Source organism: Salinibacterium sp. G-O1, from assembly GCF_030063305.1.
Taxonomy (GTDB): domain Bacteria; phylum Actinomycetota; class Actinomycetes; order Actinomycetales; family Microbacteriaceae; genus Rhodoglobus.
The window spans coordinates 1251234-1274999 of sequence record NZ_JASISV010000001.1; the positions used below are offsets into that span (position 1 = coordinate 1251234).

General features: G+C 64.0%; 24 protein-coding genes. 18 read left to right on the top strand and 6 right to left on the bottom strand.

Annotated elements, in window-relative coordinates:
• Positions 1-8 precede the first annotated feature (8 nt).
• From QMG83_RS06110 to QMG83_RS06120, 3 genes are read right to left on the bottom strand one after another with little or no spacing between them, the layout of a single operon-like run.
• Positions 9-434 (bottom strand): OsmC family peroxiredoxin, encoded by a 426-nt coding sequence (locus tag QMG83_RS06110; RefSeq protein ID WP_283504440.1) that lies wholly within the window; start codon positions 432-434, stop codon positions 9-11.
• Between the two features lie 38 nt (positions 435-472).
• Entirely contained in the window at positions 473-988 is a 516-nt protein-coding gene (locus QMG83_RS06115) for a DUF4395 domain-containing protein (protein WP_283504441.1), read from the bottom strand.
• Positions 985-1413, bottom strand: coding sequence for a TlpA family protein disulfide reductase (locus QMG83_RS06120; protein WP_283504442.1), 429 nt, complete (start codon positions 1411-1413; stop codon positions 985-987). The genes QMG83_RS06115 and QMG83_RS06120 overlap by 4 nt, the downstream gene beginning before the upstream one ends.
• Positions 1414-1507: 94 nt before the next feature.
• Between QMG83_RS06120 and QMG83_RS06125 the strand changes: the two genes are divergently transcribed.
• The 14 genes from QMG83_RS06125 (at position 1508) to dapF (ending at position 15991) form a co-directional block, all read left to right on the top strand.
• On the top strand, positions 1508-2317 hold the full coding sequence (locus QMG83_RS06125; protein ID WP_283504443.1) for a thymidylate synthase: 810 nt from the start codon (positions 1508-1510) through the stop codon (positions 2315-2317).
• Entirely contained in the window at positions 2314-2844 is a 531-nt protein-coding gene (locus tag QMG83_RS06130; RefSeq protein WP_283504444.1) for a dihydrofolate reductase, read from the top strand. The genes QMG83_RS06125 and QMG83_RS06130 overlap by 4 nt, the downstream gene beginning before the upstream one ends.
• Before the next feature lie 10 nt (positions 2845-2854).
• Positions 2855-3829 carry a 4-hydroxy-tetrahydrodipicolinate synthase gene (gene dapA / locus QMG83_RS06135; protein ID WP_283504445.1) on the top strand — a complete coding sequence of 325 codons (975 nt, stop codon included), beginning with the start codon at positions 2855-2857 and terminating at the stop codon, positions 3827-3829.
• 53 nt (positions 3830-3882) lie between these two features.
• Positions 3883-5559 carry a ribonuclease J gene (locus tag QMG83_RS06140; protein ID WP_283504446.1) on the top strand — a complete coding sequence of 559 codons (1677 nt, stop codon included), beginning with the start codon at positions 3883-3885 and terminating at the stop codon, positions 5557-5559.
• 165 nt (positions 5560-5724) lie between these two features.
• Positions 5725-8475 carry an FtsK/SpoIIIE family DNA translocase gene (locus tag QMG83_RS06145; protein WP_283504447.1) on the top strand — a complete coding sequence of 917 codons (2751 nt, stop codon included), beginning with the start codon at positions 5725-5727 and terminating at the stop codon, positions 8473-8475.
• Between the two features lie 7 nt (positions 8476-8482).
• Positions 8483-9124: a CDP-diacylglycerol--glycerol-3-phosphate 3-phosphatidyltransferase gene (gene pgsA / locus QMG83_RS06150; protein WP_283504448.1), complete on the top strand. Its 642-nt coding sequence runs from the start codon at positions 8483-8485 to the stop codon at positions 9122-9124.
• Entirely contained in the window at positions 9121-9627 is a 507-nt protein-coding gene (locus QMG83_RS06155) for a CinA family protein (protein WP_283504449.1), read from the top strand. Before pgsA ends, QMG83_RS06155 begins: the two co-directional genes overlap by 4 nt.
• A 122-nt stretch (positions 9628-9749) precedes the next feature.
• The gene (locus QMG83_RS06160; RefSeq protein ID WP_283504450.1) at positions 9750-10058 is read left to right on the top strand and encodes a helix-turn-helix domain-containing protein; all 309 of its coding nucleotides are present in this window, start codon (positions 9750-9752) and stop codon (positions 10056-10058) included.
• A gap of 106 nt (positions 10059-10164) precedes the next feature.
• Positions 10165-10389, top strand: coding sequence for a DUF3046 domain-containing protein (locus QMG83_RS06165; RefSeq protein ID WP_283504451.1), 225 nt, complete (start codon positions 10165-10167; stop codon positions 10387-10389).
• Between the two features lie 267 nt (positions 10390-10656).
• Positions 10657-11826 carry a recombinase RecA gene (recA, locus tag QMG83_RS06170; RefSeq protein ID WP_283504452.1) on the top strand — a complete coding sequence of 390 codons (1170 nt, stop codon included), beginning with the start codon at positions 10657-10659 and terminating at the stop codon, positions 11824-11826.
• A gap of 2 nt (positions 11827-11828) precedes the next feature.
• Complete coding sequence (locus QMG83_RS06175) at positions 11829-12581, top strand: regulatory protein RecX (RefSeq protein WP_283504453.1); 753 nt, start codon at positions 11829-11831, stop codon at positions 12579-12581.
• A gap of 65 nt (positions 12582-12646) precedes the next feature.
• Positions 12647-14191 (top strand): tRNA (N6-isopentenyl adenosine(37)-C2)-methylthiotransferase MiaB, encoded by a 1545-nt coding sequence (gene miaB / locus QMG83_RS06180; protein WP_283504454.1) that lies wholly within the window; start codon positions 12647-12649, stop codon positions 14189-14191.
• Between the two features lie 3 nt (positions 14192-14194).
• Entirely contained in the window at positions 14195-15112 is a 918-nt protein-coding gene (gene miaA, locus QMG83_RS06185; protein ID WP_283504455.1) for a tRNA (adenosine(37)-N6)-dimethylallyltransferase MiaA, read from the top strand.
• A 3-nt stretch (positions 15113-15115) separates the two neighbouring features.
• Positions 15116-15991: a diaminopimelate epimerase gene (gene dapF / locus QMG83_RS06190; RefSeq protein WP_283504456.1), complete on the top strand. Its 876-nt coding sequence runs from the start codon at positions 15116-15118 to the stop codon at positions 15989-15991.
• Between the two features lie 3 nt (positions 15992-15994).
• Here the strand turns inward: dapF and QMG83_RS06195 are convergent, their stop codons facing one another.
• Positions 15995-16603: a class I SAM-dependent methyltransferase gene (locus tag QMG83_RS06195; protein ID WP_283504457.1), complete on the bottom strand. Its 609-nt coding sequence runs from the start codon at positions 16601-16603 to the stop codon at positions 15995-15997.
• Positions 16604-16645: 42 nt separating this feature from the next.
• Here QMG83_RS06195 and hflX point away from each other — a divergent pair, with 42 nt between their 5' ends.
• The 3 genes from hflX to metE all read left to right on the top strand — a co-directional run bounded on the left by hflX (position 16646) and on the right by metE (position 21539).
• On the top strand, positions 16646-18166 hold the full coding sequence (hflX, locus tag QMG83_RS06200) for a GTPase HflX (protein ID WP_283504458.1): 1521 nt from the start codon (positions 16646-16648) through the stop codon (positions 18164-18166).
• Between the two features lie 134 nt (positions 18167-18300).
• Positions 18301-19227, top strand: a complete 927-nt coding sequence (locus tag QMG83_RS06205) for a methylenetetrahydrofolate reductase (RefSeq protein ID WP_283504459.1) — start codon at positions 18301-18303, stop codon at positions 19225-19227.
• Positions 19224-21539, top strand: coding sequence for a 5-methyltetrahydropteroyltriglutamate--homocysteine S-methyltransferase (gene metE, locus QMG83_RS06210; RefSeq protein WP_283504460.1), 2316 nt, complete (start codon positions 19224-19226; stop codon positions 21537-21539). The genes QMG83_RS06205 and metE overlap by 4 nt, the downstream gene beginning before the upstream one ends.
• Here metE and QMG83_RS06215 read toward each other — a convergent pair.
• Both QMG83_RS06215 and lexA read right to left on the bottom strand, forming a co-directional pair.
• Positions 21536-22393, bottom strand: a complete 858-nt coding sequence (locus QMG83_RS06215) for a hypothetical protein (protein WP_283504461.1) — start codon at positions 22391-22393, stop codon at positions 21536-21538. The two genes, metE and QMG83_RS06215, sit on opposite strands and share 4 nt — an antisense overlap.
• A 32-nt stretch (positions 22394-22425) precedes the next feature.
• On the bottom strand, positions 22426-23106 hold the full coding sequence (gene lexA, locus QMG83_RS06220; protein ID WP_283504462.1) for a transcriptional repressor LexA: 681 nt from the start codon (positions 23104-23106) through the stop codon (positions 22426-22428).
• Positions 23107-23379: 273 nt separating this feature from the next.
• On the opposite strand from lexA, the gene QMG83_RS06225 reads away from it, so the two are divergent.
• Entirely contained in the window at positions 23380-23760 is a 381-nt protein-coding gene (locus QMG83_RS06225) for a LysM peptidoglycan-binding domain-containing protein (protein WP_283504463.1), read from the top strand.
• Positions 23761-23766 lie beyond the last annotated feature (6 nt).

Below are 23766 nucleotides of genomic sequence, written 5' to 3' on the forward strand. Positions count from 1 at the left end.
CTCCTCGGCTAGGCGAGGCTGGCTTCCAGGGTGATAGCAACGCCCGCGAGGGCAAGCGACACCGGGCAGTTGCTCTTCGCTTCCTCAGCGAGCCTCTGGAAGTCTTCTTCGCTCAATCCGGCGACCTTGGCGCTCACCAGCAGGTGACTGCCCGTGATGCCGTGCGCGGGGTCGAACGTGACGGCGGCCGTGACCTGAAGGCTTTCCGGGGGAGTGCCGTTGGTCGCGAGGCCGTTGGAGAATGCCATCGAGTAGCAGGCCGAATGAGCCGCGCCGATGAGTTCCTCAGGATTGGTCATTCCCGAGGTGCCGACCGATCTTGCCGCCCAGGAGACGGGGAACTCTGCAGCATCCGATGAGTCGAGGGAAGTCGTTCCCGTGCCGCTGAGGAGGTCGCCGAACCACAGGGTGGTTGCTTCGCTGGTAACTGGCATGTGTGAACCTTTCGTCGCATCAACCCTATGTGCGCAGATTAGCTGGCGGCACCCCTTGCGTGACGAACCCTGACCAAAAGCAGATACATCTGGCATCCGAGGCAGTACGCGAATACCGAGTTGAGGAACGCGGCGATGAAGGCGGCGCTTGCGGCGATCACCAGCGCCCATGGCACGCCCGCCAGATGCAGGATGAGCCCCACCAGGGTGATGACGAAACCGACGCCCTGGGCAAACGTCGGTGCGGCGGAGTCCTCGCGTTCGGCGGGCGGGCCGAGTCTCGGGGTGATGAACCGGCGGAAGATTGCGCCGTACGGGTGCCGTTGCACTCCTGCGCTGGCGCCCCAGGCGAACAGGGCAGTGACGGCAACGAAGAGAAGGAACCCGGGGGCTGTCGCTCGTTGTGCCAGCGTCGCGGTCTGGGTGTCCGCCAGCGAGAGACCGATGACGATGAGCAGGAGGACGGCGGTGATGCCAGCGCCGAAGCGAGGGCTGCGTGGGTCGATGAACACAGACGCCCGGGTGCGAACGCTGGATGACGGATTTGCTGTCACGCTGCAACCAGGATGCTGTCGAGTTCTGCGATGACGGTGTCGCGCTTCACGGCGCCGCCGATGCGGGCTCGCAGGGCGCCATCCCGATCGAGGATAAACGTGGTGGGTGTCTGCGCGATGTTGAAGAGTGTTGCCAACTCGGGGCGCTCGCTGATGTCGATATCCACGTGACTGACGCTGTCCTGCGCGGCCGCCAGTGCGCTCAGCACGACGTTCGTGGTCTTGCACGGCGAGCACAGTGGGCTCGAGAACTGGAGGAGCGTGACGCCGGGTGCCCATGATTCGAGGCCAAGACTCGAGGGAGCAATCAGCCGGACGTCGCTCGGCGTGGTGATTCGGCCCTGGCCGCGGCGCCAGACGAGCCCGAGCACCGTCGCAAGCGCGACAAGGCCCAGCAGTGAGGCGGCAATGGAGATCGGGTTCATGGTGTGGCTACGCTAATCCCGTTTGGCGACGAAAAACTGAGTGTTGCCGACTGTTACACGGCGGGTGACGGCGCGGCGCAGTAGCATCGACGCGATGGACTCCGCGATCGAAACCCCATACGAAGACCTGCTGCGTGACACCCTCGCCCACGGCGTGCATAAAGGCGACCGCACCGGCACCGGCACCCGAAGCGTGTTCGGCCGCCAGCTGAGGTACAACCTCGCTGAGGGTTTCCCCCTCATCACGACCAAGCGCGTGCACTTCAAATCGATCGCGTACGAATTGCTGTGGTTCCTCCGGGGTGAGAGCAACGTGCGGTGGCTGCGCGACAACGGGGTCACGATCTGGGACGAATGGGCGGATGCCGCGGGCGAACTCGGTCCCGTTTACGGAGTGCAGTGGCGGTCCTGGCCCACACCGAGCGGCGAGCAGATTGACCAGATTTCCGAGGTCATCGAGGCGATCAAGACCAACCCGGATTCGCGCAGACTCATCGTGTCTGCGTGGAACCCGGCCGACATCCCGAACATGGCCCTGGCCCCCTGCCACGCCCTGTTCCAGTTCTACGTCGCCGACGGCAAACTGTCGTGCCAGCTGTATCAGCGCAGCGCCGATCTCTTCCTCGGCGTCCCGTTCAACATCGCAAGCTATGCGCTGCTCACCCACCTCGTTGCGGCTCAGGCGGGTCTCGAGGTTGGCGATTTCGTCTGGACGGGCGGTGATTGCCACATCTACGACAACCACGTCGAGCAGGTCACCGAGCAACTCTCGCGCGATCCCTTCGCGCTGCCCACGCTGGCGATCACCACCCCGCGCGAAAGCATCTTCGACTACAAGTTCGGCGATCTCGCCATCGAGAATTACCAGCACCACCCCGCGATCCGTGGCGCAGTGGCGGTATGACCTCCGGCTCCTCTCCTGAGCTCGCGATGATCTGGGCCCAGGCGCACGGCGGGATAATCGGCAGTGACGGAACCATGCCGTGGCATGTTCCGGAAGATCTTGCCCACTTCAAACAGCTCACGTCGGGCGCCCCCGTCGTGATGGGTCGCAAGACCTGGGATTCGCTGCCTCCGCGATTCCGGCCTCTCGAGGGTCGCCGCAACATCGTCATCACGCGCGACACCACATGGGGCGCCGATGGCGCCGAGGTCGTGCACTCGGCAGACGACGCGATCGAGCTGGCCTCGAACACCTCGCCAAACACCGTATGGGTCACCGGCGGAGCGACCCTGTACACGCAACTGCTCGAGTCGGCAGATCGGCTCGAGGTGACCGAAATCGACGCCGACATTCAGGGCGACACCATCGCGCCCGCGATTTCGGACGACTGGATCGTGGTGGCAGCCGACCCCGAAACCGGCTGGCACAGTTCACGTAAAGGTCTCGACTACCGTTTCCTGACCTATCGGCGAACCGACACCCGATAACCTGTATTACGTGGCTATAGACAACCCGTTCGGACAAGTGCTCGTTGCTCTCATCACGCCGTTCACGGCAGAGGGGGAGGTCGACTGGCCTAACGTCGAGCAGCACATCGACGATGTGATCACCGCTGGCGCGGACGGCATCGTTATTTCGGGCACGACGGGCGAGACATCCACGCTCACCGATGCCGAGAAGCTCAAGCTCGTCGAGGTCGGCAAGAGCGTTGCCGCTGGGCGCGCAAAGATCGTCATGGGCGGCGGTTCGAACGAGACTGCCCACGCGATCGAGCTTCACAAGGCGAGCGAGAAGGCCGGCGCCGATGCCGTCATGATCGTGACCCCGTACTACAACAAGCCCACCCAGGCTGGCGTGTTGACGCACTTCCGGATGATCGCCGACGCCACAGACCTCCCGGTGATCCTTTACGACATCCCCGGTCGTTCCGGCATCCCGATCAAGTACGAGACGATCCTTCGGGCATCAAAGCACCCGAACATCCGGGCGGTTAAAGACGCGAAGGGCGACTTCAGCGAGGTCAGCCGCGTGCTCAACAACACCGACCTGCTCTACTTCTCTGGCGACGACGCCAACGTGCTTCCGCACCTGGCGATCGGGGCGACAGGACTCATCGGCGTCACGGCGAACATCGCGGCGGCCCCATACCGACAGATCGTGGATGCCGTCAACGCCGGCGACCTCGCCACTGCGACCGCGGCCCACAAGTTGCTCGAACCGCTCGTGCGCGCTGTTATGACCCACGTTCCCGGCACCGTCGCGGCGAAATACATCCTGCACGGCCTCGGGCGCATCTCGAGCCCGCGCGTGCGCCTGCCCCTGGTCGGCCCCGAAGATGGCGAGGCTGCGATCATCGAAGACGACCTCAACCTCGTGCGCGACATCCCGGGCGTCAACTTTGACAACTTCCGCCCCGACCGTAACGCGGCCGCCGGTGGAGCGCTGCCCAAGGTCGCCGGCGCCACGCGCTAAAAAACGAATTATCCAGGGGGCTAGAGGCCCCGCCACACCTACGCAAGGTTCAGATGCCAGTCTCCATTTTTAACCCTCCAGCGCTTCCCCACGGCACTCTCCGCGTCACACCCATCGGTGGACTCGGCGAGATCGGTCGCAACATGACCACGTACGAGTTCGACGGCAAACTGCTGATCGTCGACTGCGGAGTGTTGTTCCCCGAAGAGAACCAGCCGGGCGTCGACCTCATCCTTCCCGACTTCAGCCCGATCAGGGATCGCCTCGACGACGTGCTCGGCATCGTGCTCACGCACGGTCACGAAGACCACATCGGCGCGGTGCCCTACCTCCTGAGGATGCGCCAGGACATCCCGCTGATCGGCAGCACCCTGACCCTCGCCCTCATCGAGGCGAAGCTGAAAGAGCACAGGATCAAGCCGTACACGCTCAACGTGAGCGAGGGGCAGCACGAGAAGCTCGGCCCGTTCGAGCTTGAGTTCATCGCGGTGAACCACTCCATCCCCGATGCGCTCGCCGTCGCACTGACCACCCCCGCCGGCGTCGTACTGCACACCGGCGACTTCAAGATGGATCAGCTTCCGCTCGACGACCGCATCACCGACCTGCGCGCCTTCGCCCGGCTCGGTGAAGCCGGTGTCGACCTCTTCCTGCCGGATTCCACCAACGCCGACGTTCCGGGCTTCACCCCGAACGAGCGCGACATCGGCCCCGTGCTCGAGGCCGTCATCGCCAAAGCGCCGCGGCGAGTGATCGTCGCGAGCTTCTCGAGCCACGTGCACCGCGTGCAGCAGGTGCTGGATGCCGCGGCCGCGAACGACCGCAAGGTCGTGCTGATGGGGCGCTCCATGGTGCGCAACATGGGTATCGCCGCCGACCTCGGCTTTCTGAAGGTGCCCAACGGCGTGCTGATGGATGCCAAGAAGGCCGCAGACATGCCAGACAACCGGCTGGTGTACATGTCCACCGGCAGCCAGGGCGAGCCGATGGCCGTGCTCGCGCGGATGGCCAACATGGAGCACCAGATCGAGGTCGGAAAGGGTGACACGGTCATCCTGGCCTCGTCGTTGATCCCCGGAAACGAAAACGCCGTCTACCGCGTGATCAACGGCCTGATGAAGCTCGGTGCGAACGTTGTGCACAAGGCCAACGCGAAGGTTCACGTCTCCGGCCACGCGGCGGCGGGGGAGCTGCTGTACTGCTACAACATCCTCAAGCCGAAGAATGTGCTTCCCGTGCACGGTGAGTACCGCCACCTCGTCGCCAATGCCAACCTGGCCATCCAGACCGGCGTGCCCGAGGAGAACACGATCATTGCCGAAGACGGCACCGTGATTGACCTGCGGGATGGCGTCGCCAGCGTCGTAGGCCAGCTCGACCTCGGCTACGTGTACGTCGACGGCTCGAGCGTCGGAGAGATCACCGACGCCGACCTCAAGGATCGCCGCATCCTCGCCGAAGAGGGGTTCATCTCCATCTTCGTTGCGGTTGACGCGCAGACCGGAAAGGTCATCGTCGGCCCCGAGATCCAGTCGCGTGGTTTCGCCGAAGACGAGAAGGTCTTCGACGCGGTCATCCCGCTCGTTCTGAAGGCTCTGACGGATGCCGCAGAGAATGGCACCCGCGACACCCACTCGTTCGCTCAGGTCGTGCGCCGCACCGTCGGGCGCTGGGTCAACACCCAGCACCGCCGCCGCCCCATGATCGTGCCGGTGGTCATCGAAGCATAACCAGGGCACCATGAAACGAGCGCCGCGAGAACACTCGCGGCGCTCGTTTCGTTGTGCGCACCCACCCGCTCGGGGTTAGCCGCGTGTGACGCGCATCCCGGTGTCTGCGCTGACACGCGCCCGGGCATCCCCGGTTCTGACGGTCGTCGCGGGTACCGTGTTGGCATGGCTACGAGCACCAGGTCGACGTCGCGCGCCCGCACGACCCCCGCGTCGTCGCGCGCCACCCAGGCAACCAAAAAACTCCCGCGCGCGAAGCAGCAGGTGGTCATCGAGCAGGAAGGCCCCCTGGTCAAGCTGTGGTTCGTTCTCGCGCACGCGACCGGTGGCGCTTTCCGCGTGTTGGGCAAAGAAACCCTCGCAAAAGAGGAGCGTCGCGATGGAGTGCCGTTCCTGATCTTCCTGCTGGCGGTAGCTGGCGCTGTTGTCGAGTGGTTCAACCCGACAGACTCCGTCGCGATCGCGCTTGACGCCTATACCTTCGGTGGCCTCTTCGGCCGTGTTGCATTCGCCCTTCCGGTGATCATGCTGCTGTTCGCGATCTGGCTGTTCCGTCACCCGTCCAGCGTCAACGACAACGGCCGCATCGGCATCGGGATGAGCCTGCTCGTGGTGACAATCAGCGGCCTGTGCCACATCTTTGGCGGTGCGCCGCAGCCGACCGACGGCATGGAAGCGCTCGCGCGCGCGGGCGGGCTGCTCGGCTGGATACTCGCGCAGCCGCTGCTCAGCCTCGGAACCGCAGCTCTCGCTACGCCTGTGGTGCTGCTGCTGCTGGCGCTCTCACTGTTTATCATCACCAAGACGCCACCCAACCGCATCGGGTCGAGACTGCGTGAGCTGTATTCGTACCTCTTCGGCGCGCAGCTGCCCGACGAGAGTGAGCGTGCTGCGTCGACATCCACCAAGAATGACTCCGTCCAATTCGGTTCGCTGACCGACCTGGGCCTCGATGAAGACCCGGCTTCCATCCCGTGGTGGCGCAGGAACAAGTCCAGCCACTCTGACGAGCCCGCTGCGTTCGACAGCCCCGTGGTGTCACGCGACCAGGTCACCGACGTGATCGATCACACCGCTGCTGCCGATGGCGTGGACCTCATCGACGAACTGCTCAGGGCAGAGGATGCGGTCAAACGCTTTACCGGTGAGGTCGAGCCCGGCTCAACGAGCCTGCGCGATGACGACGCCGGCATCCCCGTTCCAGAGCGACTGCCCGGGTTCACCACCACAGCGCGCGAGAAGGGCGTTGCGGGGGAGTTCGACGACGAGACACCCGCCGCTCCGGCAGCTCCTGCCCCCGAGCGGCCGGCCGCCGCGTACCGGCTGCCCGCTCCCACGATGCTCACCCCGGGCACCCCGCCCAAGTCGCGCTCTGCAGCCAACGATGAGGTCGTCGCATCGATCACCGAGGTGCTCAAGCAGTTCCAGGTCGACGCGAAGGTCACGGGCTTCAGCCGCGGACCTTCCGTGACGCGCTACGAACTGGAGCTCGGGCCCGGCGTCAAGGTCGAGCGCGTGACGGCGCTGGCTCGAAACATCAGCTACGCCGTCGCGAGCAACGAGGTCAACATCCTCTCTCCCATCCCGGGCAAGAGCGCTATCGGCGTCGAGATCCCGAACAAGGATCGTGAGATCGTCTCCCTGGGCGACGTGCTGCGTTCCAGCGCGAGCACCAAGAGTGTGCATCCCATGACCATCGGGCTCGGCAAAGACGTCGAGGGCGGGTTCGTTGTCGCCAACCTCGCCAAGATGCCCCATCTGCTCGTGGCAGGTTCCACCGGCTCCGGTAAGTCGAGCTTCGTCAACTCGATGATCACCTCGATTCTGATGCGCGCAAAGCCCGCCGAGGTCAGGATGGTGCTGATCGACCCCAAGCGCGTCGAGCTGTCGATCTACGCCGGCGTGCCGCACCTCATCACCCCGATCATCACCAACCCCAAGAAAGCCGCAGAAGCGCTCGCCTGGGTCGTCAAAGAAATGGATATGCGCTACGACGACCTCGCGTCGTTCGGCTTCCGCCACATCGACGACTTCAACCGCGCTGTCGTGGCCGGCGAGATAGTGCTGCCGGTCGGCAGCGAGCGAAAGCTCTCGCCATACCCCTACCTGCTGGTGGTCGTGGATGAGCTTGCCGACCTCATGATGGTTGCGCCGAGGGATGTCGAAGACTCGATCGTGCGCATAACTCAGTTGGCGAGGGCATCCGGGATCCACCTGGTGCTCGCCACGCAACGACCGTCGGTCGACGTCGTCACGGGACTCATCAAGGCGAACGTGCCGTCGCGGCTCGCCTTCGCGGTGTCGAGCATGACCGACAGTCGCGTCATCCTCGATCAGCCCGGCGCCGACAAGCTCATCGGCCAGGGTGATGCGCTCTTCCTGCCCATGGGCACGTCGAAAGCGATTCGGGTGCAGGGCGCTTGGGTCACAGAGTCGGAAGTCGCTGCGGTGGTGCAGCATGTCATCGCGCAGGCCAGGCCCGAATATCGCGAAGACGTCGCGGTGTCGGTCGAGAAGAAGAACATCGACGCCGATATCGGCGATGACCTCGAGCTGCTTCTCGCGGCGACCGAGCTCATTGTCAGCACGCAGTTCGGCTCGACCTCGATGCTGCAGCGAAAGCTCAGGGTCGGATTCGCGAAGGCGGGCAGGCTCATGGACCTGCTCGAATCGCGCGAGATTGTCGGTCCCTCCGAGGGGTCTAAAGCGCGGGACGTCCTCGTGACGGCCGAGCAGCTTCCGAGCGTCCTTGCGCGGCTGCGCGGCGATGACGGGCCGACCGGCTCACCGTCTGCCCGACCCGACGTGTCACCGTCCGCGCCCCCGACCGACGCGGTTGTCGATTCTCTGGCCGGGTACGATGAAATCAGTGGCGATTCCGATGAGGATGCCTGGAGCCTGACCGATCGAGAGTGATCCACACGTGACTGACCTGCCTCAGGCCCCATCGAGTGGTTTCTTTGCTGGCCGCAAAGTGAGCAGGGGCGAGAGCCCCGCGAGCATCGCCAACATCGCGAACATCGTGACGGTGGTCCGCATTCTGCTCGCTCCGCTGTTCATCTGGATGCTGCTGGCCGATGACGGCCAATACGGAGTCGTACGCTATCTGGCGGCCGCGCTGTTCGTGTTTGCTATCGTCACGGACACTGTGGACGGTCACCTTGCGCGAGGTCGCAATCTGGTCACACCGCTCGGCATCATCCTCGATCCGATCGCGGACAAAATTCTCATCGGGGGAGCGATCGTCGCGCTCTCGATCCTTGGCGAGTTGCCGTGGTGGATCACCGTGGCGGTGCTGGTCCGCGAATTCGGTATCACTATCTTCCGCTTCGCTGTGCTCTCGAAGGTGATCATCCCGGCGTCGCGGGGCGGCAAGCTCAAGACCGTCGTGCAGGCCGTGGCCATTGCCCTCTTCCTCGTCGCGCCATGGACCTTCCTTGGCGCGTGGGCTGGCTGGCTGAGCTGGGTGGTGATGGGCGGCGCTATCGCGCTCACGCTGTACACGGGCTTCGAGTACCTCTGGCAGGCGCGACGCCACAGTAAGTTGCCCAACGCTCGATCATGACCGCGTCCCATGCTCAGGATGTTGCGCTCCTCAGTGCGCGGATCATGGAGTTGCTCATTGCGCGGCACTACACCATCGCTGTCGCCGAGTCGCTGACCGGCGGTTTGCTCGTGGCCGAACTAATTCGCACCCCGGGCGCTTCGGCCGTCGTGTCTGGGGGAGTGGTGGCCTACAACACCGAGCTGAAGCACACGCTGCTCGGCGTCAACCCCGAGGTGCTTGCTCTGCATGGCCCCGTTCATCCCGACGTCGCGGCACAAATGGCTGTGGGCGTTCGCCATCATCTTGCCGTCGCGGGCCGGCCCGCCTACATCGGTCTCGCGACGACGGGAGTCGCCGGTCCCGACCCACAGGATGGCCAGCCGGTCGGCGCGGTCTACCTGGGTTTTGCGATCGGCTCCGAGGTTCGAACGAAGCATCTGCAACTTTCGGGAAGCCGGGAAGCCATCCGGTTGGCTGTCGTCTACGAATCACTAGTGGAGCTGGAAGCGCTTCTCACGTAATCGTGGGAATACTCCTCGTTTCAATCTCGTTACAACAACAGAATTCACAAGCACCGCACAGATACGAATGGTTAGAGTAGCAATAAGCTAGCCACACGATCAGTCAGAAGAAGGAGGGTCTAATGGTTCTGGTTCGTCAAGAAATCGGTGACGTTCTCCGTGACTTCCGTCTGCAGAAGGGCCGTACTCTTCGTCAGGTCGCGAGCAAGGCGAGCGTTGCACTTGGTTACCTGAGTGAGGTGGAGCGAGGTCAGAAAGAGGCCAGCTCAGAGATCCTCGCTTCGGTAGCAGAGGCCCTCGAAACCCCCATTTCCGTCATTATGCGCGAAGTGGGCGATCGACTGGCCATCATCGAAGGACTCAACCCGATCCCGGATACCCTTCCGGACGATCTGGTTGCAGAGTTCGATGCCGATCTCGTTTCACGATGATCGCTCTATAACAATCTTGAGTGAATGCCCCGGCCGTGAGGTCGGGGCATTCTTGTGTGCCAGATAGTTTTGTCCGGGTGCTGTTTGTGATTCCAGGAGGTGTTCGGTGAGGCTCAGCGAGTTCTGGCTGGCGGTTGCCGACGAATTCGGCGATGCCTATGGGCGCATTCTCACGCATGATCTCGTGCTGGGTGAGGTAGGCAGCCTCACGGCCGAGCAGGCGATCAAGGCCGGTACTAACACCAGGGAGATCTGGCTCGCCCTGTGCAGGGCGATGGATGTTCCGCCCGCCCGCTGGCATGGTGTCGGCCAGCGCGAGCCCAGGAAATAGTCGCAACACGCCGCATCGCTCTATCGAACATGTGTTCGTATCTTGCTAGTCTCCTCCATAACGTCTTGTCGAAGACGGGTGTTATTCACATGCGTTTCTACCAGCACAACAAATGTCGGTCGGCGAGCGTAGCGTGACGAACAGTTGTTTCGACCTGAGACACCAGCCTTTGTCGGGAGGCTGCGGCCCTTGCTTCATCGGGCTTCAGCAAAACGACAGCCTATGGGCAGCCACCAACAGCAGTTCTAACCACGCAGGGAGACCTCAATGCCATCAGCAGCAGATCGCGAAAAATCACTCGAAACCGCGCTTGCGCAGATCGATCGCCAGTTCGGAAAAGGCTCGGTCATGCGACTGGGCAGCGACGACAGGGCTCCCGTCGAGGTGATCCCCACCGGATCCATTGCGTTGGATGTCGCGCTCGGCATAGGTGGACTTCCCCGGGGCCGCATCGTCGAGATCTACGGCCCGGAGTCGTCCGGTAAGACGACGCTCACTCTTCACGCCATCGCAAACGCCCAGAAGGCGGGAGGCATTGCCGCCTTCATCGACGCTGAGCACGCACTCGACCCCGAGTACGCGGCGAAGCTCGGTGTCGACATCGATTCGCTGCTCGTCTCCCAGCCTGACACCGGTGAGCAGGCGCTGGAGATTGCGGACATGCTGGTGCGCTCAGGATCCATCGACCTCATCGTGATCGACTCCGTTGCAGCTCTCGTTCCTCGCGCCGAAATCGAGGGCGAGATGGGTGACACCCACGTCGGTCTTCAGGCTCGACTGATGTCGCAGGCTCTTCGCAAGCTGACCGGTGGGCTCAGCCAGACGAACACCACCATGATCTTCATCAACCAGCTGCGCGAAAAGATCGGTGTGTTCTTCGGCAGCCCCGAGACCACCGCCGGCGGTAAGGCACTCAAGTTCTACGCTTCGGTTCGGCTCGACATCCGTCGCATCGAAACCCTGAAAGACGGCACAGACGCCGTCGGTAACCGAACTCGTGTCAAGGTCGTCAAGAACAAGATGGCTCCGCCGTTCAAGCAGGCCGAGTTCGACATTCTCTACGGCATCGGAATCTCGCGAGAGGGCAGCCTGATCGACTTCGGAGTCGAGCACGAGATCGTACGCAAGTCGGGAGCCTGGTACACCTATGAGGGTGATCAGCTCGGCCAGGGCAAAGAGAATTCTCGTAAGTTCCTGCTCGAAAATCCGAAAATTGCGAAAGAAATCGAGCAGCGCATCATGGTCAAGCTCGGCGTTGGTGCTGAGGCCAAGGCGCAACAGGCCAAAGAAGCGAAGGCCATCATCGACGCCGCCGTCGCCGCTGAGGCGGCTGAGTCCAAGGCTGCGGCCAAGGGCTCCGGACCGGTCATGGCTGTTGCACCCGCCGCAACCACCAAGGCTTCTGCGGCGAAGCTCAAGATGGCTGTAGGTGGATAGCAATGAGTGCCGTCGACGGCGAGCGAATCGCCCCTGTCACCTATCTGTTCGGCGCCACACCGGTGCCCGAGAGTGACGAGAGCCCAGAGATTCACTCGCCGTCCACGGCAGAGCAAAACGGCGCCGACTCCGAAACGCCGTCGGGGCCACGGTTCGTCGACTTGAGCGAGGGTGACGCGGGCGATCTTGCGGAGTCGCGCCCCGCTTCACGCGCGTCACGCGCTTCCGAAAAGCCGGCTTCTTCCCGAAAGTCTCAGGACGGCTCCGGCACGACGAAGGGGTCATTCGACAGGATTAGCAACGTCAGCATGTACGCGCTGGCTCGTCGCGGAATGTCCTCCCGTGAGATGCGCGACTACCTGCTCGGGCGCGAATTCGAGACGACTGAGGTCGACGTCGAAATCGACAGGCTCGAAAGCGTAGCCCTGCTCGATGATCTCGCTCTCGCTGAGACCCTGATCCGCACACTGCAGACGCGGAAGGGGCTGGGACGCTCGGCTCTCACCGCGGAACTGCGTCGGCGCAACATCGATCAGGTTGCTATCGAGACGGCTCTCGCTGTGCTCGACGACGATGACGAACTCGATCGCGCCATGGCGATAGCGATGAAACGCGCCGGCCAGTTGCGCTCCCTTGACGCTGCGACTGCGAAGCGGCGACTGGGTGACTTCCTGATGCGCAGGGGCTATTCGGGTGCTGTCGTGTCCAAAGCTGTTCAGCAGGCGCTGGCGCCGACCGGTCCCAGCTTCCGCTGACCTGGCGCACGGCGTCCGAGCCGCTTCGTCGAGGGCGCTCCAGCGGCAGGCTTAAGATTGAGCACATGACTGAGCAGGCACTTGCACCCCGCACCTATGAGGTGCGCACGTACGGCTGCCAGATGAACGTGCATGACTCTGAGCGGCTGAGTGGTTCGCTCGATGCGGCTGGCTACGCCCGCTCCACCGACGGTAACGCCGACATCGTCGTCATCAATACCTGCGCGGTTCGCGAGAATGCGGACAACAAGCTCTACGGCAACCTCGGCATGCTTGCGCGGATCAAGCGCGAGCACGAAGGAATGCAGATCGCGGTCGGCGGGTGTCTCGCCCAGAAAGACAGGGCGACAATCCTGGAAAAGGCGCCATGGGTCGACGTCGTTTTCGGCACGCACAACATGGGCTCCCTGCCCGCGCTGTTGGAGCGCGCACGCCACAACGGCGAGGCTCAGCTCGAGATCCTCGAGTCGCTCGAGGTTTTCCCGTCCACTCTGCCCACGCGTCGAGAATCCACGCACAGCGCCTGGGTGTCCATCTCGGTCGGGTGCAACAACACCTGCACTTTCTGCATAGTTCCCGCCCTTCGCGGCAAGGAGAAAGACCGCAGGCCCGGCGACGTGCTCGCCGAGATCCAGGCCATCGTCGATGACGGCGCGATCGAGGTCACCCTGCTCGGCCAGAACGTCAATTCCTACGGAGTCGAATTCGGCGATCGCGAAGCATTCGGAAAGCTGCTGCGTGCGGCCGGACGCATCGAGGGTCTTGAGCGCATCCGCTTCACCAGCCCGCACCCTGCTGCCTTCACCGACGATGTCATCGACGCCATGGCCGAAACGCCCACGGTCATGCCCCAGCTTCATATGCCGCTGCAGTCCGGCTCCGACAGGATCCTGAAGGCGATGCGTCGCTCGTACCGGTCTGAGAAGTTCCTCGGGATCCTCGACAGGGTACGAGCGAAGATTCCGAACGCGGCGATCAGCACCGACATCATCGTCGGATTCCCCGGCGAGACCGAAGAAGACTTCCTGGAGACCATGCGCGTGGTCGAGCTCGCGCGTTTCGCGTCGGCCTACACGTTCCAGTACTCGATCCGTGAGGGAACCCCCGCGGCGACGATGGCAGACCAGGTTCCCAAGGCTGTCGTGCAGGAACGCTTCGAGCGGCTCGCCGCGCTGCAGGACCACATCAGCCGCGAAGAGAACCAGAAACAGGTCGGCCGACGCGTCGACGTTCTGGTTACCGCCATCGAAGGTCGAAAGCAGAGCGAGACCCACCGGCTGTCTGGCAGGAGCGAAGACTCCAGACTCGTACATTTCGATGTTCCGGCTGGCAGCTCAGTTCCGCGCCCCGGCGACGTGGTCTCTGTCGAGATCACGCAGGCATCAACGTTCCACCTCGTCGCCGACTCGATCGATGGCGCGCCCCTGATCGTTCGCCGCACCACCGCGGGCGACGCGTGGGACCGCGCAGAAGCGGCGTCATGCGCGGTGCCCACGGCATCGTCGGCGGCCGAGCCGGCACGGGTCTCCCTGGGTATCCCGTCGCTGCGAGTTGGTCCGTCTGCCCTCGACTCCGGCCGGATCTACGACGCTGCAGACGGGTTGCGCTAGAACGTGCCACGGCTCGTTGTCATCGTCGGTGCGACGGGCACGGGCAAGTCCGAACTCTCGTTAGAGTTCGCGACTGGCCTCGCCGCACTCGGTCAGACCGCCGAGATCGTCAACGCCGACGCCATGCAGCTCTACCGGGGAATGGACATCGGCACAGCGAAGCTGGGCGCGACCGAACGCCGCGGCATCCCGCATCACATGCTCGATGTGCTCGACCCCACGGAGGAGGCGAGCGTTGCGGACTATCAGACTGAGGCGCGCGCCCGGATCGAGCAGATCGAATCTCGAGGAGCCGTGCCGATCCTGGTGGGGGGCTCTGGCCTGTATGTCTCCAGCGTGATCCAGGACTTCCGGTTTCCCGGCACCGACCCCGTCATCCGGGATCGCCTCGAGGCCGAACTGCTCGCGGTGGGGCCTGGACTGTTGCACGCCCGTCTCAAGGAACAAGATGCAGGCGCCGCGTTGGCGATCGGACCACACAACGGACGCCGGATCGTGCGGGCCCTGGAGGTAATCGAGATGACCGGGCAGCCGTTCGGGTCCGGTCTTCCCGAGGATGCCGTGCCGTGGAGAGATGCGACAATCCTTGCGCTGCGTGCCCCTCGCGACGAGCTCGTGTCTCGCCTCGACGCGCGGGTTGAGGCGATGTGGGCCGACGGGATCCTCGACGAGGCTGCAACGCTCAGGACGGCGGGGCTGGGGGTCACTGCCGCTCGCGCGATCGGCTACGCCCAGGCTCTCGCTCAGCTGGATGACGAGATATCCCAGGCGGAGGCCATCGAGCAGACCGCGTCACTCACCCGACGGTACGCGCGTCGGCAGGTCAGCTGGTTCCGGCGTTACGCCACCGCTCACTGGCTGGAGTACGACGATCCGTCTCGGCACTCGACGGCGCTGTCGCTCGCGATGGGTCACAATTAGGACATGGCAACTCTGCATTTCACCAAAGGTCACGGCACCGGCAACGATTTTGTGCTGTTCGCCGACGCCGATGGCTCCCTCAACCTCACCGACGACCAGGTCGCCGCGATTTGCGACCGGCATTTCGGGGTGGGGGCGGATGGCATCCTTCGGGCAGTGCTGTCTCGGAACCTGCCGGAGGGGGAGGCCGCTCTCGCCGAGGATCCCGCCGCCGAGTGGTTCATGGATTACCGCAACGCCGACGGCTCCGTCGCCGAGATGTGTGGCAACGGCATCCGCGTTTTCAGCCGGTTCCTCATTGACAACGGCCTGGCCACACTCGAACCGGGGGACACCCTGCCGATTGGCACCAGGAGCGGTGTTCGCGATGTGCAGCGCAATGCGACAGGATTCCAGGCAGATCTTGGGCGTTGGCGCCTGGACGGCGGCGAGCCCCTGGTGCGAGCGAAAGAGCTTCCCGTCGCGCGCCCCGGCCTCGGAATCAACGTCGGTAACCCGCACGTTGTGGTCGCGCTGGCGAGCATCGACGAGCTCGAGAGCGCTGACCTCACCTACATTCCGGTGATCGAGCCGGAACAGCCGCTCGGCGCGAACGTTGAATTCGTCGTCGCGGCAGAACCCATGGTCAAAGACGGCGTTGGTCACATCAGGATGCGCGTGCACGAGCGCGGCAGCGGCGAGACCCTCTCCTGCGGCACTGGCGCGGTCGCGGCGGCTCTCGCAACGCGCCACTGGGCAGGTGCCGGTGCTCCCAACCAGTGGCGAGTGGACGTCGCTGGAGGCACCGTTGGCGTGCGGATGTTCCCCACGGAAGACGGCGAACACGTGTCGCTCAGCGGGCCAGCCGAGATGGTTTTTGTGGGTGAGCTCGAGGTCTGACGCTCAGCGCCGGCGCGCCCGCAGCACTCGGTATCCCTTGTTGGTCGCGGCCCGAACGAAACTGAAGTCGTCCGGGAAGGTCGCCTGCAGCCAGCGGTGAAGTGAGTCGGACCCCAGATTGCGCTGAACGACCAACCAGGCGTCGCAGTCGCTGTCGAGGCGTGGCAGCCACTTCTCGAGCATCCCATGCAGTTCGTGTTTGCCGACCCGGATCGGCGGATTCGACCAAATCGTCGTGAAGGTCACATCGTCGGGAACATTCTCAGGCGTTGCTGCTTTAATGTTCGGTATGGACAATTTTTCGGCGTTCGCCCGCACCAGATCCAGTGCGCGCTCGTTGACGTCCACAGCCCACACGGTCGCATGAGGTGATTCAAGCGCGAGTGTGAGGGCTACGGGCCCCCAGCCGCAGCCAAGATCCAGCAGGTTCCCGCCGGGAGGCGGAGCGGGCACGCTCGACAGCAGAACCTGCGTCCCCACGTCAATACGCTCGGGGCTGAACACGCCATTGGCCGTGGTCAGCTCGACATCCCGACCACCCAGCCGCGCGTGAATCGTGCGGGTTTTGAGCTCACTCCCCGGGGTCGAGGAGAAATAATGCTCACTGGTCATGCAGAGAAACTTACCGAAGACTACGAAAGTAGGGTTAACCCAATGACTGAATCCATCACAGACCAGACCTCCGGCACCGGCGCCGACGCGGTCGAGCGTGTGCTCGCCACCGACAGCGCGCGATCCGCCGGGTACACCCTGTTCGGTTCTGGCAACGCCCAGGCGCTGCAGACCGACAACCACTATGAGGGCGACCGCGACGGCGACCAGTTCGATCGCGAAGACCGCCAGTCGCTGCGTCGCGTCGCTGGACTGTCGACCGAGCTTCAGGATGTGACGGAGGTCGAGTATCGGCAGCTGCGCATCGAGAACGTGGTGCTCATCGGCATCTACAACCAGGGCAACCTGCAGGAGGCCGAGAACTCGCTGCGCGAGCTGTTTGCGCTGGCGGAGACCGCGGGTGCGGTCGTGCTCGACGGGCTGCTGCAGAAGCGTGCCAACCCCGATCCCAGCACCTTCTTCGGCAAGGGCAAGGCGCAGGAGCTTCGCGGTGTCGTCGCAGCAACCGGTGCAGACACCGTGATTGCCGACACGGAGTTGGCGCCGAGCCAGCGCCGCGCGCTCGAGGACATCGTGGGGGTGAAGGTGATCGACCGTACCGCGGTCATCCTCGACATTTTCAGCCAGCATGCCAGCAGCCGTGAAGGTAAGGCCCAGGTCGAACTGGCTCAGCTCGAATATCTGCTCCCTCGCCTGCGTGGTTGGGGTGAGTCGATGTCACGCCAGGCCGGTGGCCAGGTGGGTGGCGCCGGGGCAGGAATGGGCAGCCGCGGACCGGGTGAGACCAAGATCGAGCTCGACCGTCGCCGCATCCACACCCGGATGTCGCGGCTGCGAAAGCAGATCAAGGGCTTCGCGCCGGCGCGAGAGGCCAAGCGCGCGAACCGAAACCGTTTCGAGGTGCCGAGCGTTGCCATCACCGGGTACACCAACGCCGGCAAGTCGAGCCTGCTGAACAGGATCACCCGAGCCGGTGTGCTCGTCGAGAACGCCCTGTTCGCCACCCTCGACGCGACCGTGCGAAAGTCGACCACCGAAGATGGTCGCCTGTACACGCTGAGCGACACCGTCGGATTCGTGCGCAACCTGCCTCCGCAACTGGTCGAAGCATTCCGCTCCACCCTCGAGGAGGTCGGCCAGTCTGACGTCATCGTGCACGTCGTGGATGCCTCCCATCCCGACCCCGGCGCACAACTCGCCACCGTCCGCAATGTGATCGGCGACGTGGGCGCTCGTGATCTCCCCGAGATTGTGGTTTTCAACAAGAGCGACCTCGCTGATGATGACCAGAGAATGCTCATCAGGGCTCTCGAGCCGAGCGGGATCTTCGTGTCGGCACGAACGGGTGAGGGCGTTGACGAGCTGCTTGCCCGCATCGCTGAGTTGCTCCCGGCCCCCGAAGTCGAACTCTCGATGCTGGTGCCGTACGACCGCGGCGACGTGATCTCGCGGCTGCACGTGCAGGGTCGGGTCATCTCGACGGACTACAAGGAAGACGGCACCGAGGTGAAGGCGATGGTGCACCCCGCCAGAGTGGCCGAGCTGCAGGAGTTCGTGAGGTAGGTCGTTCGGCGTAACAGAAAGTCACGCCGCGGCGACCCTGCCTAGACTTGATGATGTTCGGGCACCGCGCCTGACATGAGCGACAGCCGAGCCCGGCACCCGCCCACTCGGAGAAACTGACCGAAGGGGATCTGGTGACCACGTTCTCCTTTGAGCTGTACCCGCCGCGTTCGGAGCGGGCTGAGGCTTCCCTCTACGCTTCGCTCGCTCACCTTGTTGCAGCAAACCCCGAATTCATTTCGGTCACGTACGGCGCGAATGGCAGCTCGCGCGAGCCGTCCCTCAGCGTCCTGGGGCGCATCCTGGCCGGCACCAGCGTGCAGGCGATGGCGCACCTGACCTGTGTCGGATCGTCCTACTCTCAGGCAAGCCAGCTGATCCGCGAATTCCTCGACGCCGGGGTCACCAGCTTTCTTGCCCTGCGAGGAGATCCCCCCGAGGGCGCCCTCGAGACCGACGCTTTTCTCGGTGACCTGGGCAGCGCCGGAGAACTCGTCCAGCTCATCCACCGTGTCCAGGCCGAACGCGAGCAGTTCGCATTCCACGAGGTCCCGGGATTCCCCGACGCCAAGCGGATTGCCAGCGGAAGCAAGGTGACGATCGCGGTCGCCGCCTTCCCGAACGGGCATCCGCGCTCACGTTCGGTGTCGCAGGATCTCGACACCCTTCTCGCGAAGGAAGCGGCCGGAGCGAACCTCGCCATCACTCAGCTCTTCTTCCATGCCGATGAGTATCTCGGCTTCGTCGAAAAGGCACGGGAGGCGGGCGTGACGATGCGCATCCTGCCCGGCATCATGCCGGTTCTCAGTTCGCAGCGCCTGGCCCGGATTCTTGAGCTCACCGGAGAGTCAACGCCCGTCGCCCTCGAGCGCGAGCTCGCGGCGGCGCCGGACGAGGCCGCACAACGTCGCATCGGCATCGATCACGCAATCGCGCTCGGCAGCGAAGTGCTTGCGGGCGGGGCGAGCGGATTGCACTTGTACACCTTTAACCAGCACGAGCCAGTGCTCGCGGTTCTCCGCGGAGCAGGGCTGCTCGATCGACAGAAAGAGTCAGCATGACGAAATCACCCGCATTCCCCACCGGCACGATTCTCGGGTACCCGAGAATTGGCCGTCGCCGCGAACTGAAGAAAGCGGTCGAATCATTCTGGGCCGGCACGACCTCGGCAGCAGAGCTGGAGGCGACCGCGGCCGACCTGCGCAGGGTGACCCGCGAACGGTTGCTCGCCCTCGGCCTCGGCCGCACAGACTCATCGATTCCCGAGGCCTTCTCGTTCTATGACCAGGTGCTCGACGCCGCGGTCACGGTTGGTGCGATCCCCACGAGATTCCAGCGACTGGTGGCCGATGACGGTTCGATCGACCTCGCGGGATACTTCACCATCGCTCGCGGTGAGGGCGGCGATACCCCCGCCGAAATGACAAAGTGGTTCGATACCAACTACCACTACCTCGTGCCGGAAATTGGGCCCGAGACGACCCTGCACCTCGCCTCGGACAGGCTGCTTCGTGAGGTCGCCGAGGCGACGGCCAGCGGCTTCCGCACCCGTCCTGTCATCGTCGGACCGGTCACCCTTCTGCTGCTCAGCAAGGCGTCGGAGGAAGCCCCGGAGGGCTACCAGCCGCTGGACCGCCTCGACGACCTGATCCCGGTGTACGCGGAGCTCCTCGCGGCCCTGACGGCCGTCGGCGCCGAATGGGTTCAGCTCGACGAGCCAGCTCTCGTCAGCGAGAGCATCGAGGTCGACCGCGCTGTCGTTCTCGCGGCAACCCAGCGCGCCTATGACCTTCTCGGTAATGCTGCAGTGCGGCCGAGCATCTTCGTCTCGGCACCGTACGGCTCCCTTGACGACGCCCTCCCGGTGCTGATCGGCACCCCGGTGGAGGCGATCGGCATCGACCTGGTGAAGGGTGACCTGCCGAGCGGCGTGACAACAGACAAGGTCCTGGTCGGCGGGGTCGTCGATGGACACAATATCTGGCGAGGAAACCTCGAGGCGGGGTTGGCGTCACTCGAAGCGCTGCGTGCGCTTTCGCCGAACGTCGCGGTCTCCAGCTCAACCAGCCTCTTCCACACTCCGCATGACGTCACAGACGAACCGTTGCTGTCTGACCAGCTGAAGTCGTGGCTGGCGTTCGCCGACCAGAAAGTGGCCCAGGTAGCCACCCTCGCCAAGGGGCTCGTCGACGGCAAGGGTGCGATTCAGGCGGAACTGGATGCCGCATCCACCGCTCTCATCGATCGCCAGCACGCCGAGGGTGTGCGAGACGCAGCGGTGCGAACGCGCGTAGCCGGCCTCACCGCTGCCGACTTCTCGCGGGGTGACTACGACCAGCGACTCGCAGCGCAGGATGCTGCCCTCGACTTGCCCTTCCTGCCGACGACGACGATCGGGTCGTTCCCGCAGACCGGCGACATCCGCAGGCAGCGGGCCGCACTCGTCGCTGGGCGTCTGTCAGAGGACGGCTACAAGCAGGCCATGCGCGACGAGATTAAGCGCGTCGTCGACCTGCAGGAAGAGATCGGTCTCGATGTGCTTGTGCACGGCGAGCCCGAGCGAAATGACATGGTGCAGTATTTTGCCGAGAACCTCGACGGCTTCGCGGTCACCCAGAACGGGTGGGTGCAGTCGTACGGTTCCCGCTGTACGCGTCCGTCGATCCTGTGGGGCGATGTCTCCCGACCCGCTCCGATCACCGTCGAATGGTCGGCCTACACCCAGTCGTTGACGCAGAAGCCGGTCAAAGGCATGCTCACTGGCCCGGTCACGATCCTTGCCTGGTCTTTCGTTCGGGATGACCAGCCGCTCAGGGACACCGCGAACCAGGTGGCGCTTGCCTTGCGCGATGAGATCGACGACCTCGAGAATGCCGGCATCGGAATCATCCAGGTCGACGAGCCGGCACTCCGCGAGCTGCTTCCGCTGAAGAAGAAAGATCACGAGGACTATCTGGATTGGTCGGTCGGATCATTCCGTCTCGCGACCGCCGGCGTCGCCGACCGCACCCAGATCCACACGCACCTCTGCTACTCCGAATTCGGCGTTGTCATCGATGCGATCAACAGGCTCGACGCCGATGTGACGTCCATCGAGGCGGCGCGCTCCAGGATGGAGGTCGTGCCCGACATCGAGTCGAGCGGGTTCGGTCGGGGAATCGGCCCGGGCGTGTATGACATCCATTCCCCTCGCATTCCGTCGGTGAGCGAGGTGAGCGAACTGATCGACATCGCGCTCGGCTCGATTCCGGAACGACAGGTCTGGGTCAACCCCGATTGCGGGCTCAAGACCCGCGGGTACGACGAGACCGTGGAGTCGTTGAAGAACATCATCGAGGCGACCCGTGCCGCGCGCGCGAAGGCGGGTGTCTAGCCCGTCGGCAACCCGCAGGCCGTGCGAACGAAGTCGTACAGCGCATCACGCACATCATCGGGCGCGCTGACGTACAGCCGACCCTCGAATCCGTCTGACGTTGTGGCTGCGATGGGGATGATGGTTCCGCGTTTATCTTCGGCAATTGCATGCGCGTCGCACCGGTTCGGGGCGTAGCGCAGGGTCACCGTCGATGGTGCATCGTTGCCGACGATGGTGCGGTCGATGGGGAGCTCGCTGGCGTCGGCGCCGTCCGGATCCACGGGTGCCAGCAGGGTCGTGCTGGCGGCGCTGGTCAGGTGCGCCGAACCGGACGCCCCGGTGGGAGTGAGCGCGAGGTCGAGCTCGATCACGGCGCGCCCGGCGACGGACGAGAGCCGCGGGGCCGAATCCAGCCGCACCGAGACCACTGACGCGACAGAGACGGCTATGCAGTCGTCGTCACGGATGCCCGGCAGGCGCTCAAGCTCGTCAACGGGTGTGGCGATGGCGGTACCGGCGCGCCCGTCGGCGAGGGTGTAGTCGAATTCGACCACAGCATCCGTCGGGGTGGAGTCACACGCAGGCTCGGGAAGCGGAACGGGAAGCGACATCGTCACGCCATCCGGAATCGTCGTCGAGTCTTTGGGCCAGATAGCCGCGCCCGTGAACTGCCCGGCCCGCAACTCAAGCCGCGAAACGGTAAGAGCGCTTCCCGTCTCGTTCCGAAACGAGACCTCCAGCTTTCGGGCTTCGACGTCAGTTCTGTTCTGGTAGACGCTCAGTGAGAGCCCGTCCGGGGCATCCTGGGATGCAGCAGCCGAGCATCCGGACAGCGCCAGGACCGCGACGAGGGTGAGCGGACCCCAACGCATGATCCGAGACTCCACCACCGACGGCGCAGCTGCTATACCGAGCGGAGCACCGTGACGACTTTGCCGAGCACCTGGGCATGATCGCCCAGAATCGGTTCGAAGTTGGAGTTACGGGGCAGCAGCCAGGTGTGACCGTCTCGCTGCCTGAACACCTTCACCGTCGCTTCGTCATCGAGCATGGCGGCGACGATGTCGCCATTCTCGGCGGTGTTCTGCTGGCGAACGACAACCCAGTCGCCATCGCAAATGGCCGCATCGATCATCGACTCACCCACGACCTTCAGCATGAAGAGTTCGCCCTTTCCGGTGAGCTGGCGGGGGAGCGGGAAGACCTCGTCGATGTGTTGCTCGGCGGTGATCGGGATGCCGGCGGCGATGCGGCCGACTAGGGGAACCATCACGGCGTCTCCGACCGAGACCGTGCTTTCGGGCGGCACCTCTGCGCCGCCGTCGATCGATGGGAGGTCGATCAGCACCTCCATCGCACGCGGGCGGTTGGGGTCGCGGCGCAGGTATCCGCTCAGTTCAAGCTGGTTGAGCTGGTGGGTGACGCTCGATAGCGAGGAGAGCCCCACGGCGTCGCCGATCTCACGCATGCTCGGCGGGTAACCCCTGCCGGAGACTGAGCGCTGGATGACATCGAGAATGGCGAGCTGCTTGTCGCTCAGGCTCTTCCGTCTGCGTGTGCCACCGCTGCGAATGTCGGCGCTCATGATCTCCCCATTCCTCGGCCTCTCGACCCAATGTCGGTGGCTCATTCGAAACTGTATCCGCTGGATAGCTCTAAAACAAACACCTGTTCTAGTGTTTCGTCACGAATGTCGGTGGAACGTTCGAATATGTGCTTGATATCGTGCCTATTCGAATGTATGTTCGGAATAGATCTTCTAACACGGTTACCCAGCCTCAACAAGCAGTGATAGATCAAGCGCTTCGTATCCGGCACTCCCGGCCGAGTGCCGGATACGAAATTTTGTAAGGAGCACATGATGAGCACCGCAATTGCGACACCCACCACGTTCAGCACGGCGTCGAACCAGCCGCGACTCAAGATGACCCAGCGCGGGAGGTCAGTGCTGACCGCCATCGTGGCAACACCGCTCGTCATCGTTGCCATGATGATCGCGCTCAACGGCGGTCAAGCGACGGCCTCCCTGGAAGGGTCGAATGTCGACTTCCAGTACGAGACCGTGACATCGGGCGAGACGCTGTGGCATCTTGCCGGTGAGCTCGCACCGACGGCAGACCCCCGTGACGTGATCGATCAGATCGTTCGGCTCAACCAGTTGACATCCTCAGACGTGTTCGCCGGCCAGGAACTCGCGATTCCCGCGCAGTACACCCAGGCGCAGTCCGCGCAGAAATAGCGCCTC